Genomic DNA, 12886 nt, shown 5'->3' on the forward strand with positions numbered 1-12886 from the left:
TGTCGCAGCCGTTCAAGCCTTTCATCAAGATACGAGGTCAACATGCCCGCTCCGAAAACCGCTCGAGACATCCTCGTCACCGAGCTGAAGGAAATCCACAGCGCGGAGCGCCAGCTCTCCCGCGTCGTACCAAAGCTCTCGCGCGCCCTTTCCTCGCAAGCTCTCAAGGACGCGCTCCAGGCGCGGCGTGAGCAGGGTGCTGGCATCATCGAGGAACTGGACGCCATCTTCGAGGAGATGGGCGTCACCAAGGCGCGCCCGAAGAATGTCGCGGCCGAGGGCTTGATCGAGGATATGAACGAGCATCTGGAGGAGATCGATAGCACCGCTCTTCTCGATGCGGTGCTGCTCGGCGCCGTTCAGAAGCTGGAGCATTACTGCATTGCAGCTTGGGGCACGTCGGCGTCGCTGGGTCGTCTGTTGAACCAACCGGCCGTTGTCACGCTGATGGAGCGTCTGGTCGAGGAAGGTAAGCGCGACGACGAAGCTCTCACCCAGCTTGCCGAGAGCGAGATTAACCCTGCGATGGTTGCAGGCGAGGAGGCCGGTGAGGACGAGGAAGTCGAGAGTGAGGAAGCTGCTGCAAAGCCGAAGGCGAAGGCAGCCAAGAAAAAGTAATGCCGGCGGGCGCCAGTTGGATCGATGCTGGCGCCCAAGCGGCCACTTGTAGTGAATCGTTGTACCCGATCTTGCTCAACTGCCTCACCACCCCGGAGAGGCTCTGACGTGCCGAGCGACCATGGAAGCGTCACGGAGCGGCCGATCAGGCTAGAGGTCTGAGGATGCAACGGCGCTAAGCGCGTGTGCACACGAACACACGTCTAATGCGATCTCCGGCAGGCGAGCGATCTCGGGCTTGGCGTACCAGTAGCCCTGATGGAAACGAACGCCGAGTTGGGCGCAGCGTACGAGCCTCCGCCTCCGTCTCGATCCCTTCCGCAATGAGACGGGTGTGGAGCTCCGCGCCCATGCTCACGACCGACCGCACGATGGCGCGGCCACGAAGGTCCGTGTCGATGCCCCGGATCAGGCTCATATCCAGCTTGATCTCGTCCGGCGCGAACCGCGCGAACATGTCGAAGCCTGAATGACCAGCCCCGAAATCGTCGATCGCGACGGTGAAGCCGACGCTCTTGTACGTCTCGATGATGCTGTTGACGTGCTGGGGCGAGCCCATCTCTTCGTTTTCGGTGAACTCGAAGATCAGCCGTTCCCGCGGCAGACCGACTTTCTCTGCGGTGCGGAGCGTCAGCTGGATGCACGCGAGCGGTGAATAGACCGCGTTCGGGAGGAAGTTGATGGAGAGGCGCGCATCGATGTCGAGCAGTCCGGCGCTTAGCGCGCCCTCGATCGCCATGACGCGACAGGACTGATCGAACGCGTAGCGATTGGTCTCATTCACGCGTGACAGGACCGAGAGAGCGCCCGAGCCGTCCACGCCGCGGATCAGCGCTTCATAGGCGAACGGCCGTCCGAGTTCCACGTCGACGATGGGCTGGTACGCCATCGTGAACGGTACGTCGAAGTCCCCGCCATCACGGCAACCGGAGCAGAGGCGGGAAGCTTCGGCTACCGGCGGGTCGCCGCCATCGCATCTAGCCGCGGTGCTCCGCTCCATCGTGACCGGGTGACAACGCTGGCAGAGCGCAGCCAGGTTGCAGCGCGCATTGTTGCTGGTATCGTGGCCGAGATGGGCGCAGGCCAGCACGACCGTGGTCGACCGCACAGACGAGAGTGCGAGATAGCTTGAGATCGACACTTCCCAGATGCGACCGCCAGCACCCGGCGTCCGCGTCCCACCACCTACCATCTCCTAGGTGAATGATGCTGCGCAGGTGAGGGCGGCCACAGTGGTCGCAATGCGAACCTGCGCGTTTGAAGCGCACCGCTGCCGACAGCTGCTCCCAATCGATGGGGTAGAGCCAGCGGTTCTCAGGGCGTATCGGCATTCCGATTCTATGAGTCAGCGAGCGCGAGAACAAAAGGGGAAAACTGACGGCATGACGGAAGAGCAGCTCGCGGTGGTTGCCGCTGTTGTGAGCCGGGCAACTGACTGGATCCGCCGGGATCTGTCATCCACCAACCCTGCCTCGAGGCAAAGGGCTGAGGAAGCGCTGGCCGCTATGCTCGCAGCAGCCCTTGAACACGCTCATTGAGCGGGAAGAGGTGCGGCCTGTGTGTTGGCGTAGGTCGATGCATCCAGATGAACAAGCGTCCAAAGCTAGGAAGGCGCCAGGTGGCCCTGAGTGGCCGATATTGGGTCTAATCGCCTCGACGTCGGCATCGCGTTCAAGTCTTGATCGTTCATGTGCAACTCCGATCTAGACCGCGAATGCACTCATGAAGCGAGGGCGTGTTGGTGCAAGACATTGGCATCGCTGGTCAGCTACTTGCGACATCAAACGCCAGATTTCGTAGCAAACGCCTGCGTCAGGGCCGCTCGCCACCAACTGTGAGCATTGTCGTTCTGAAAGCGGGGATGCCACCAAAGATATGCGTCGCTTCGCGGCATAGCCAGCGGTGGCTTGAGGATCACAACCAGTCCACGCGCTTCGCCCGCGCGAGCGATCGCCTCCGGGACGGTCGCGATCATGTCGCTTGCGGCGACGAAGCCGGCCGCGGCGGCGAAACTGGGTAGGGTCAGGGCCACTCGGCGCGTCAGACCATGTTCGGCGAGCGCCTCGTCGGCTATCCCGCGATCGCCGCCAGTCGTGCTGATCAACACATGCGCGGCCGAGGCGTAGCTGTCTAGATCCAGCTGCCCGGCCAAGGCGAGCGGATGACCGGCCCGAACGATGCAACAGAATTCCTCGCTTATGATGCGAGATCGCATCATGTCGCGATCGAGAGCCAACGCGGTCTCGGCTTCGGCACCGGCAATCACCGCGTCCAGTTGGCCGCTGGACAAGGCCTGCGGCAACTGGGCGTGAAGGGTGGTGAACCGAAAGTCGATGTTCGGCGCCTCCGCTTTCATGCGCGCGACCAGTTCGGGCAGGCGCGTGAAGAGCACATAGTCGGGGCCGGCAAGCGAGAAGGAGCGGACCGACGTCGCCGGTTCGAAGTCCTCGCTCGTTGTAAGGACGCGGCGCAGCTCCGCCAGCCCCTGACGCAGCGCCGGCTCGAGTGCCAGTGCCCGTGGGGTCGGCTGCATGTTGCCGCCGATGCGGATCAGCAGCTGATCGCCGAACAGCTCCCGCAGTTCGCGCAACGAGTGGCTCACCGCGGATGCGGTCAGGCCGAGCGACGCCGCAGCACGCGTGACACTTCGGTTTTCCAGCAGGGTGTCCAAAACCCGCAATAGCCTGAGCTCGGCATCGCCAAGTTGAACTCCGCTCATGTGCGGCTGAGACTCCATGATCTGGGATGAACAGGTGTAGGCGCTATTTGGCTCTCTCCGCAACGGAGATGACCATGTCCCAATTTTTCGAACGCCTTGAAGAAGCCTATCTGTTCGCCGGCGGTATGATGACCGTGCTCGTCGCCAGTTCGCACACGGAGAACCGATATGCGCTGCTGCTTGCCCGCGTCCCCCCGGGCAATGCGACGCCGCCCCACTTCCACGACGTCGATGCCGAGCAATTGGTGATGCTCGAGGGCACTATCACCGCTGAATCTGCTGGACGGGTTGCCGTCTACCAGCCGGGTGACGTCGCGGTGCTGCCACCACAGCAGACGCACCGGCTCCTCAACAACGGCGCGGTTGATGCATCGTACCTGCTGCTCTGCGCGCCCGGCGGATTCGATGAGTTCGTCCGTACCGCCGGCCGCCGGGTTGATCCCGCGGCGGCGATGCAGCCGATGGACGAGAGTGATGTGCAGCGCTTGGTTACAAGCGCGCCATCGTTCGGCGTCTACCTGACGGACGAGGCGGCGCTGATCCGCCCGGGATCCACGCCGCCGATGACAGCCCCGGAAGAGCGCTTCGAGGCGCTCGGAAGCACAATCGAGGTCTTGGCCAGGCAGGGCAAGGGCGAGGATGCCGTCGTACTGCTGCGCGCGACACCGCAGCCGGCACGCAACGTGATCGTGCAACGCCTCCGTCGGACGCACGAACCCGCAACCGGCATCGAACTCTTCGCCGCGAACGCTGACGACGAACGGCATTTCCGGTTCGCCACATCGGCACCGGCGTGTCTGCTGGTGGTCACGACCGGACGGGTGACGCGCCTGCTCCGAGAAAGAGGACTTGCCGAAAATCATGGTGCCAACGACGACTCGCGGGAGCGATTGCTGATGCTTGTGCGCGCGCTCGACGGCCCCGGACTCCCCGCCCCGGAACCCGTGTCCACCCATCGCGATCCGGTCGGCGACGCGCGGAGCGACTTCCCGGTCCTTTGAGAAAACAGACAATGACAAAAGCATTTCTCATCCCGCTCTCTGCAGCCATTCTGCTGCTTCCTGCGGTCGCCAGCGCCCGCGCTGACCTTCGTGACCTCGCGCAGTTCGGGCCGATGGAGGCAGTTCCGATTGCCGATCTCGACCTTCGAACCGCCGACGGCTGGCATGCCGCCATGCTCCGGCTGCGGCATGCCGCGGCTCGGGTCTGCGCTCCGCAGTCGGACACCTTCAAACAAAGGAGCTGCCGCACCAAGAGCTTGGCGCGGGCCACGGCGGTACTCGCGCGACAGGCTGGCGCAAACGCCATCGCGCTCGCCTCCGCAAGCCACGCTGGCGACGGTTACCGCGCGCGGCCCTGACATCCGGCTTCTAAGCGGCGGCGGCGGGTCGTAGCCTTCGTTGCCGATGTGGGAGCGGGCGGCAACTTCATCGATACCGCCGACGTCTACTCGGGCGGCGAGAGCGAGGCTATGATCGGCCGCTTCTTCCAGGAGCGCGGCGGCCGCGATCGTCTGGTGATCGCCACCAAGTCGGGCTTCCCGCGCGGCGACGGCAACCCGCTCGCGGGCGGCAACTCGGCACGCAACATCCGCGATGGCCTCGAGGGATCGCCGAAACGGCTCGGCTCCGGCCACGTTGACATGTACTGGGCGCATGTGTGGGATCGCACGACGCCGCCCGAGGAGGTGCTGCGCGCGCTGACCGATGCGGTGCGACGCGGCGACATCCTCTACTACGGCTTCTCCAACGCGCCCGCCTGGTACGCCGCGCAGGTGGCCACTCTGGCCCGCGCGCACGGGCTGCGGGAGCCGATTGGGCTGCAGTACAGCTATTCGTTGATCGATCGCGGCGTCGAGCTGGACCTGATCCCGGCGGGGCGGGCGCTCGGACTGGGTCTCGTGGCATGGAGTCCGCTCGCCTTCGGCATGCTCACCGGGAAATATGGCCGCGACAAACTCGCGGACTTCGGCCCCCGAGGCGGCGTACCGGACAAGCGTGGCGAGCCGAGCGGCGGCAGCGATGGCCAGTTGAACGGCGAGAATCCGTGTGGCGGAATGCTGTTCACGGAGGCGAACATCGGCATCCTCGACGTGTTGCGCGTGGTGGCGGAGGAACTCGGTCGACCGGTGGCGCAGGTCGCGCTCGCCTGGGTGACGAGCCGCCCGGGTGTCTGCTCCGTCTTGCTTGGCGCGAGCCGACCCGAGCAGATCCACCAGAATGTCGCGTCGCTCGACATCGTGCTGTCGGCGGAACAGCGGCAGCGGCTCGATGCGGCTGGGCCGTTGCCGACGCTCAGCCCCTACTTCATTTTGACCTGCCACTCGAGAGCACCTTCGGCGGCAACGCCGTCCAAGGGTGGGGCGCAGCTACCGGCGGATCTTACGACAATACCGGCGTGCTCGCTCGGTAGGTTGAGCGGGCACGTGGATGCTTGTTCCCGCCGATGAACAAGCGTTCGTTCTTGGCGGCGGCAGCGAACATCGCGAACGGCGGATTGTGGGTCAGCGCTGCCCTCGCCGTGATTACCTGGGAGAGTCGAGCGAGACCTCGAGGTGATCCACAATCGCCCGGACCTTCGCCGATGGTTTCGGACCTGCCGGGAAGATGGCGTAGACCTCGGCTGGATCGAGCAGGTAGCGACCAAGCAGTTGCGTAAGCTGGCCGGTGCGCAGTTCCTCTCCGGCCATCACCCGGGTCGCCAGCGCGATGCCCAGCCCCGCCACGGCGGCCGCGAGCACGCCTGATGCCGAGTTGATCCAGAGCTTGGCGGAGACATCGACGGAGGTGACGGTCTGGTTGTGCGTGAAACGCCAGCTCTCGCGACCGAACCGGCCGTGCTGGACGATGCAGTCGTGCTGGGCGAGCTCCGCGGGACTTGAGGGCGTGCCGTTCTTCGAGAGGTAGGCTGGCGCCGCAACCACCAGTCGCTCGACGGTCCCGAGCCTGCGCGCGCCGAAGGTGGAATCGTCCAGCGGACCGACGCCCAGACGGATGGCCACGTCCACCCCGTCCATGATGAGGTTCTGGCGCGCGTCGCTCATGATCATCTCGACCCGGAGGTCCGGGTGCCGGGCAAGGAAGGGTGCCAGCGCCGGGATGACCGCACGCGACCCGTAGAGCACCGGCACGGCCATGCGGATCACGCCGTGTAGCGAGTCCACACCGCGGGTTGCCTGCTCGGCCTCCTCCATGTCAGCGAGCAGGTACCGGGCGCGTTCAAGATAGAGAGCACCCGCTTCCGTCAGCGAGATGCTGCGGGTGGTGCGTAGCAGCAGCGTCGTGCCCAGCCGGGCCTCCAAGGATCCGACGATCCGGGAGATCGAGGGTTGTGACAGCTTGAGCTCCCGCGCTGCGCGCGACAGGCCGCCGCTCTCCGCCACGCGGACGAACACGGTCATCTCCTGCCAGCGATCGCTCATCCGAAATCCGAATATATGATGTCCACGAACAGCAGATACACCGGCCTTGTCGGATATACTAGCTCCTCCTCCACAGCGGCCTTGCCGCGATCGGGAGAAGGCCGTGAAACTCCAGGACAAGCTCGATGCGATGCGCGAGGAATTCGAGAACTTGCGCTTTCCGCTCGTGCCGACCCGCGACCAGCTCGACACGATGAATTGCGCCACGCAGTCGCTGATCGACAGCAGGCAGGCCGAGAAGGCGCTGCAAGCTGGCGACAAGGCACCCGAGTTCACGCTCCCGGAGGCTGACGGCGGCAGCGTGAGTTCGCGTGCGCTGCTGGCGCGCGCGCCGCTGGTCGCAACCTTCTATCGCGGCATCTGGTGCCCCTACTGCAACTTCGATCTCCAGGCGTTGGAAGATGTCCGGCCGGAGATCGAGGCCCGCGGCGCGAGCCTCGTCGCGATCTCGCCGCAGACGCCGTCGAACAGCCGGAAGTCGCAGCGGGACAACAAGCTCGACTTTCCTATCCTGAGCGATCGCGGGGCCGCTGTCGCCGCCGAGTTCGGCCTGCGCTTCTCGCTGCCCGCTGACCTGATCGACGTCTATCGCCAGTTCGGCGCCGACCTGGCGATAGTCAACGACGATCCGTCGGGCGTGCTGCCGATGCCGGCGCGCTACGTGATCGGGACCGACGGCATGATCGCCTATGCCGAGGTCAACCCCGACTACACGCGGCGTCCCGATCCGTCCGAGCTTCTACCCGTGCTCGATCGGCTGCGTGCCGGCGTCCCGGCGTAATCAACACTTCAACACTCAAGAGAAGGAGCACCTACCAATGGCTATCAAGATCTACGGCGATCCCGGTTCGGGCAGCCTGCGTCGCGTGACGACGGCAGCCGCCGTCATGGGCATCGAGATCGAGCGCGTGGGCATCGACCTCTTCAAAGGCGAGAGCCATACGCCCGAGTTCCTGAAGCTGAACCCGCACGGCCTGTCGCCGGTGATGGTCGACGGCGATGTCGTCCTCTACGAATCCTCGGCGATCAACATCTACCTCGCGGAGAAGGTCGGCAGCGATCTGCTCGGCGCCACGCCGCAGGAGCGCTACGAGGTGCTGCAGTGGATGTTCTGGTCGGGCGAGCAGTGGCGGATCTTCTCCGTGCTCACGTTCGACGAGCGGATCGGCAAGCGCTTCATGGGCCAACCCGAGGACAAGAGCATCATCGACCTGACGTTCGCGAAGATCCGCGCCGCCGGTGCCGTGCTGAATGCGCACCTCGCGACCCGGCAGTTTATCGTGGGCGATCATCTGACGCTGGCGGACATCGACATCGCGGCCCCCTTCTCGCAGAACGAGCGCACCAAGGTGCCGTTCAACGAGTTTCCCAACCTCGTCGCCTGGCAGCAGCGCCTGCTCGACACGGTGCCGGCTTGGGCAGCCACCAAGCGCGAAGTCGATGAGCGTATCGACACCGCTCTGGCGGGCGCGGGCATCACGCTCTGAAGCCATGGCGCCGGCACCCGCGGGTGAACGGCGCAACACCATGAAGGTAGTTCCATGAACATCGACTTGAGCGGCCGCACGGCCATCGTGACAGGTTCCACCGCCGGCATCGGCCGAGGAGCCGCGGAAGGTCTGGCGCGGGCGGGCGCTTCGGTGATCATCAATGGCCGCACGCAGGCGCGGGTTGACGAGACCCTGGGGCAGATGCGCACCGCGTTTCCGGGAGCTACTATTTTCGGCATCGCCGCCGATCTGGCCACCGCGGGAGGCGCCAACGCCCTCATCGCGCAGGCGCCGGACGCCGACATCCTGGTGAACAACGTCGGCACGGCATTTCTGCGCGACTACCACGGGATCGACGACATCGCGGCTATCCCGGACGCGGACTGGCTCGGACTATTCCAGCTCAACGTGATGAGCGGCGTGCGTCTGTCGCGCCACTATCTTCCGCGCATGGTCGGCAAGGCATGGGGACGTGTCGTCTTCGTCAGCAGCGAGTCCGGGGTCAACATTCCCAAGGAGATGCTGGACTACGGCATGACCAAGGCGGCGCAACTCGCCGTGTCGCGTGGCCTGGCTGAAGCGGTTGCGGGCACGGGCGTCACGGTCAACGCGGTGCTTCCGGGCCCGACCCGATCCGAAATCATGGGCAACTTCGTGGCCGATCAGGCAGCGCGGAACGGCATTACGGTCGAGCAAGCCGAGCAGGACTTCCTGCAGGCGCTTCGCCCGACGAGCCTGATCCAGCGCTTCGCGACGGTCGAGGAAGTGGGCAACATGATCGTCTACACCTGCTCCGAACAGGCCTCCGCCACCAGCGGCGCCGCCTTGCGCGTCGATGGCGGCGTGGTGCGGTTCGTCGCCTGACCTTGAAGCGTCGGAACGCCCTACGCGCGACGCTCGCGCACAACTCCCCGACTCAAAGGTGATCAAGATGACCCTAGTGATCGCTCAATACGGACAAGGTGGCCCGGAAGTGATGCGGGTCGAGGAGCGCGACGTTGCGGCGCCCGCCGCGACACAAGTCGAGATCGAGCAGAAGGCGATCGGCTTCAACTATTTCGACGCGTTGCAGCGCCGCGGTTTCATCTCCGCCGACGAGCCGGGCCGCGTGTTGGGGATCGAGGGCGGCGGAGTGGTGACGGCGATCGGCCGGCAAGTCATCGACTTCGCGGTCGGCGATCGCGTCGGCTATCTCCGGTCGCAGGGTGCCTATGGAGGCAAGCGCCTGATCGACGCGGACCTTCTCTTCCCCTTGCCGGACGATATCGGCTTCGAGATCGCCGCCTCGCTGACAGTGAAGGGCTTCACGGCCTGGCTCCGCGCAGTCCGGCTGTTTGAGGTTCAGCCCGGTCAGACGGTCCTCGTCACCACCGCAGCCGGCGGGGTCGGATCGCTGACGGCACGGCTCGCCGCCCATCGCGGCGCGCGCGTGATCGGCGCGGTGGGCGGCGAGGCCAAGCGCGCCCTGGCGCACGAGAATGGCGCGGTTGAGGTCGCCATCGGACTGGACGAGGCGATCGAACTGGTCGCGCGGCTCACCGACGGCGGGGTCGATGTCGTGTTCGACGGCATCGGCCGAGACACCGCCGACCACCTGCTCGACGCGGGGACCGTGCGCACCGGCGGGACGATCGTCTCGTTCGGCGCGTCCGGGGGCTGGCCCAAGGCCAATCCCGACGCGGTCGCGCGCCGCGGCGCCAGGGTCGTCGCACCGCAGGTCCCCAACTACATCAAGACCGCGGCCGAACTTCGCGCCGGCATGGCGGAGCTGTTCGCCCTCTACCGCGAAGGCGCGTTCGGCGCGGTCTCGCCCGCCAAATACCCCCTCAGTGAGGCGGCGACGCTCCACGCCGAGGTCGAGCGGCGCGCCGTCTCGGGCATCTCGGTGCTTCTGCCGTGACCATCGGGCTTCCCACCAACATTCAGCAGACAGGACAGTCATGAAGATCGGGATCGTCGGCAGTGGCCAGATCGGTGGGCTGATCGGGAGGCTTAGTGGACTATGAGCGGAACCAGGAGCGGATGGGGTGCGAGTCGCGCAGGATGGGCGAGCAATCTGCGCGAGCGGAGACTGTCCGTCGCACAAACGCGAGCCTGCAGCCGCCGTTCTGCGCTGGACCTTGATAGGTGAACGGACGTCCGCTTGCGGGCAGCCGCGGAGCTGGACTGAAAGTCGCCTTGTGGGTCCAATCCCCGCGGGTGCTTACTTGCCTCGCTTCGGTTTCCGCGTCTTTGGTGTCGGCAGCTCGGCCGCCGTGACACGCAGCAGCTCGCCGAGCCATTCGGCATCGTCCCATCGGTCGGTCGCAATGAGCATCTGCGGTTTGGCACCTGGATACGGGGGCGCGTCCGACACGGGTTCGGCATGGGCGCGGCCCGATAATGTCGGCTTGACGAAGAGCTGATCGTCGCAGACCAAGCCGACAATCTTCCTATCGACGTAGACGCCGTACTCACCGAACATAGGCTTGGCCGTCGCCCCGCCCGCGCTGGTGGCCTGTTCAAGCAGAAAGTCGATCGTGCGTTGCTGCGTCGCCATAGGCAAAACCTAACAGAGGAGCGCTGCCACAGGCAATTAGCGATGATAGTCTGCGTCGTAAGCCCAGTAAACGAGCGGCCGCTCTCCGGAGAGGTCAAGGGGCGCTAACGGCCGACTACGGGTCGAACAGACAGTCTCCTCAGTCTACTGCGACCAGCGCGCAGCGATCTCGTAGAGTCCGATAGCGACCTCGAAGGCGATCAGCCCAATGACTGAGAGCTCGAGACGCAGCGACCGTTTGTCCTGGACAAGGTCGAGAAGCCACTCGGCCGAGTCGCCGAGCATCTCGAGTTTCCGTTCGATTGTGCGCGTGCGATCTCCCAACTCGTATTCCGCCTCAAGTCGGCCGTAGAGGCGGTCGAGTTCTGGGTGCTCCCATAGGAGATCCGGCTTCTCGCCGATGCGAGCGCGCCCTACGACGCGGTGTTGAGCGGAGAGGACGCTGCCGATCTGCCGCATAATCTGGCGGATGGGAAGGTGCGCACGACCATGCTCGCGCATGTCGATAAGCAGCGGCTCGATCCGGTCGAAGGCATCCTCGATGCGCATCTCGTCGCGTGCGAGTACGACTGAGCGCGCCAGCACTGTGGCGGCTAGCAAAAGCCGTTCGGGCGTCGCCTCGCGCAGTCGGATGCGCCCGTCAGCGGATACGGTCTCGTCGCCGTCGTCGCGCAGCTCAACTCTGGCGGTCTCGATTTCGGGGCTGGCCGGTGGGTCGATCGCGTGCGGTGAGACCTGCCCCAGGATGCGCGCCTCCTCCTCGGGGGTCGCGCCGACGAGGACGACAGCGCCGTAGCGAAACACGAAGGCGCACGATCCCTCAAGCACGACCGTTTCGGGATCTCCGAAGCCGACGAGGGCGCGCATGTCGACGCGCGTGCCCAGCAGGTGCGCGCGCAACTCTATCTGGTCGCCGCGTCCCGGCAGCGGCATAACGAGTGCCTCCGGCAAGCCTGTTGGCCGCAAAGTCTGCATGTTGATCACTGGCCTTGGCTCCTTGGTCATGCGGCCATCCAGAACCGAACATTACTCACGGCGAGCCGACCGCAGCCTCTTCGGCGACGGCGTTCCGCTGTAGCGGAATCAATTTCTACGACAATTCGTCGCTGATCGATCAGGCTTGCGTGTTGAATATCCTGACCTCGGAAATCAGATAGTGCCATCCTCGCGACCGGCGGCCGACAGATCGAGCGTCGAATCGTCTAAGCTGCCGCAGTCGGAGGCGAGGGACCCGGGCATCTACGGCCTCCAGCGGCAACGAGGAGCGGGGTGGTCCTTTTATAAGGGCCGATGGGAGAATGGTCGAGTCGTACGCTGAGCCGGGCGACCGTCCCGATTGGGCTCGAGAGACGAGGGAAAGCTGACTGCTCACGAAAGTCGCCTGACTAGGATTCGGGGGCGGTCGAACCACTTACCCAGCAGTTCTCATCTGAGCCCGCGCCTGTCGAACATCGCGAGCGGGGGAGAGGCCAAACATGCGGCCCTCGCGCGACTGAACAGCCTGTCGGCCGACGAGCGGCGTGAGGCACTCAAATATGTGGTCCACCTCGTCGGCGACCTGCACCAGCCGCTGCACGGTTCTGATCCGATCGGCTACAACTACGTGTACCTCCCGAACCAGCCGGGCGACTTCACCATCCCCGATGCCTGGATCTTGGATCCGGTGGAGTACGACAAGGTCAATCCACATCATTATTGGCAGATACATTCGGTGTGGGACCGGAACATCATCAATGACCGAGCGATCGCGAAAGGTTGGGTGCAGAATTTTGCGCTGTTCGCCGACGATGTCAGTGCGCAGATCGGCACGAGGGTGAGAGTCGACGGTGCGCCGCGCGACTGGGCGGTGGAGAGTCGCGAATGGGCGCGCGTCTCGATCTACCAAGATCAGGGCTATGTCACCCTGCCGATCTGTGGAGGGCAGGGAAATCCTTCGTGCGACATCGAGCATCGGATTACGCTCGATTATGACTACACGACGCGCAAATACCCGATCGTCGCGACACGACTCCAGCAAGCCGGTCTGCGTCTCTCCTGCGTCCTGTACAAGGCGCTGACCACGAAGGATCCCTGCAACGCTCCGACCGGCTGAGGCGAGG

At 64.9% G+C, this 12886-nt stretch carries 13 protein-coding genes and 1 pseudogene; 9 read left to right on the forward strand and 5 right to left on the reverse strand.

Going from position 1 to position 12886, the window contains the following annotated elements; translation table 11 throughout:
* The first annotated feature begins 42 nt into the window (after positions 1-42).
* Positions 43-618 (forward strand): YciE/YciF ferroxidase family protein, encoded by a 576-nt coding sequence (locus ACMGDM_RS11645; protein ID WP_436804302.1) that lies wholly within the window; start codon positions 43-45, stop codon positions 616-618.
* 175 nt (positions 619-793) lie between these two features.
* Here the strand turns inward: ACMGDM_RS11645 and ACMGDM_RS11650 are convergent, their stop codons facing one another.
* Positions 794-1726: an EAL domain-containing protein gene (locus ACMGDM_RS11650; protein WP_436804303.1), complete on the reverse strand. Its 933-nt coding sequence runs from the start codon at positions 1724-1726 to the stop codon at positions 794-796.
* A gap of 672 nt (positions 1727-2398) precedes the next feature.
* Positions 2399-3337, reverse strand: a complete 939-nt coding sequence (locus ACMGDM_RS11655) for a LysR family transcriptional regulator (protein ID WP_436804304.1) — start codon at positions 3335-3337, stop codon at positions 2399-2401.
* 128 nt (positions 3338-3465) lie between these two features.
* Here ACMGDM_RS11655 and ACMGDM_RS11660 point away from each other — a divergent pair.
* From ACMGDM_RS11660 to ACMGDM_RS11670, 3 genes and pseudogenes are all read left to right on the forward strand, one after another.
* Positions 3466-3708 (forward strand): annotated as a pseudogene (locus ACMGDM_RS11660) (cupin domain-containing protein); the annotation flags it as partial.
* Between the two features lie 641 nt (positions 3709-4349).
* The gene (locus tag ACMGDM_RS11665; RefSeq protein WP_436804820.1) at positions 4350-4697 is read left to right on the forward strand and encodes a UrcA family protein; all 348 of its coding nucleotides are present in this window, start codon (positions 4350-4352) and stop codon (positions 4695-4697) included.
* Between the two features lie 48 nt (positions 4698-4745).
* Entirely contained in the window at positions 4746-5786 is a 1041-nt protein-coding gene (locus tag ACMGDM_RS11670) for an aldo/keto reductase (RefSeq protein ID WP_436804305.1), read from the forward strand.
* A gap of 75 nt (positions 5787-5861) precedes the next feature.
* Here ACMGDM_RS11670 and ACMGDM_RS11675 read toward each other — a convergent pair whose 3' ends face one another.
* Positions 5862-6758 (reverse strand): LysR family transcriptional regulator, encoded by an 897-nt coding sequence (locus tag ACMGDM_RS11675; protein ID WP_436804306.1) that lies wholly within the window; start codon positions 6756-6758, stop codon positions 5862-5864.
* A gap of 103 nt (positions 6759-6861) precedes the next feature.
* On the opposite strand from ACMGDM_RS11675, the gene ACMGDM_RS11680 reads away from it, so the two are divergent.
* The 4 genes from ACMGDM_RS11680 (at position 6862) to ACMGDM_RS11695 (ending at position 10148) form a co-directional block, all read left to right on the forward strand.
* The gene (locus ACMGDM_RS11680; RefSeq protein ID WP_436804307.1) at positions 6862-7539 is read left to right on the forward strand and encodes a peroxiredoxin-like family protein; all 678 of its coding nucleotides are present in this window, start codon (positions 6862-6864) and stop codon (positions 7537-7539) included.
* A gap of 37 nt (positions 7540-7576) precedes the next feature.
* Positions 7577-8245: a glutathione S-transferase family protein gene (locus tag ACMGDM_RS11685; protein WP_436804308.1), complete on the forward strand. Its 669-nt coding sequence runs from the start codon at positions 7577-7579 to the stop codon at positions 8243-8245.
* A gap of 54 nt (positions 8246-8299) precedes the next feature.
* Entirely contained in the window at positions 8300-9112 is an 813-nt protein-coding gene (locus ACMGDM_RS11690; RefSeq protein ID WP_436804309.1) for an SDR family NAD(P)-dependent oxidoreductase, read from the forward strand.
* Between the two features lie 67 nt (positions 9113-9179).
* Positions 9180-10148, forward strand: a complete 969-nt coding sequence (locus tag ACMGDM_RS11695) for a zinc-binding dehydrogenase (RefSeq protein ID WP_436804310.1) — start codon at positions 9180-9182, stop codon at positions 10146-10148.
* Positions 10149-10451: 303 nt separating this feature from the next.
* On the opposite strand, the gene ACMGDM_RS11700 is transcribed toward ACMGDM_RS11695, so the two are convergent.
* On the reverse strand, positions 10452-10787 hold the full coding sequence (locus ACMGDM_RS11700; RefSeq protein ID WP_436804311.1) for a TfoX/Sxy family protein: 336 nt from the start codon (positions 10785-10787) through the stop codon (positions 10452-10454).
* Positions 10788-10931: 144 nt separating this feature from the next.
* Positions 10932-11762, reverse strand: a complete 831-nt coding sequence (locus ACMGDM_RS11705; protein WP_436804821.1) for an RMD1 family protein — start codon at positions 11760-11762, stop codon at positions 10932-10934.
* Positions 11763-12123: 361 nt separating this feature from the next.
* Between ACMGDM_RS11705 and ACMGDM_RS11710 the strand changes: the two genes are divergently transcribed.
* The gene (locus ACMGDM_RS11710; RefSeq protein WP_436804312.1) at positions 12124-12879 is read left to right on the forward strand and encodes a S1/P1 nuclease; all 756 of its coding nucleotides are present in this window, start codon (positions 12124-12126) and stop codon (positions 12877-12879) included.
* Positions 12880-12886 lie beyond the last annotated feature (7 nt).

This window comes from Sphingomonas larreae (assembly GCF_051400595.1).
Classification (GTDB): Bacteria; Pseudomonadota; Alphaproteobacteria; order Sphingomonadales; family Sphingomonadaceae; genus Sphingomonas.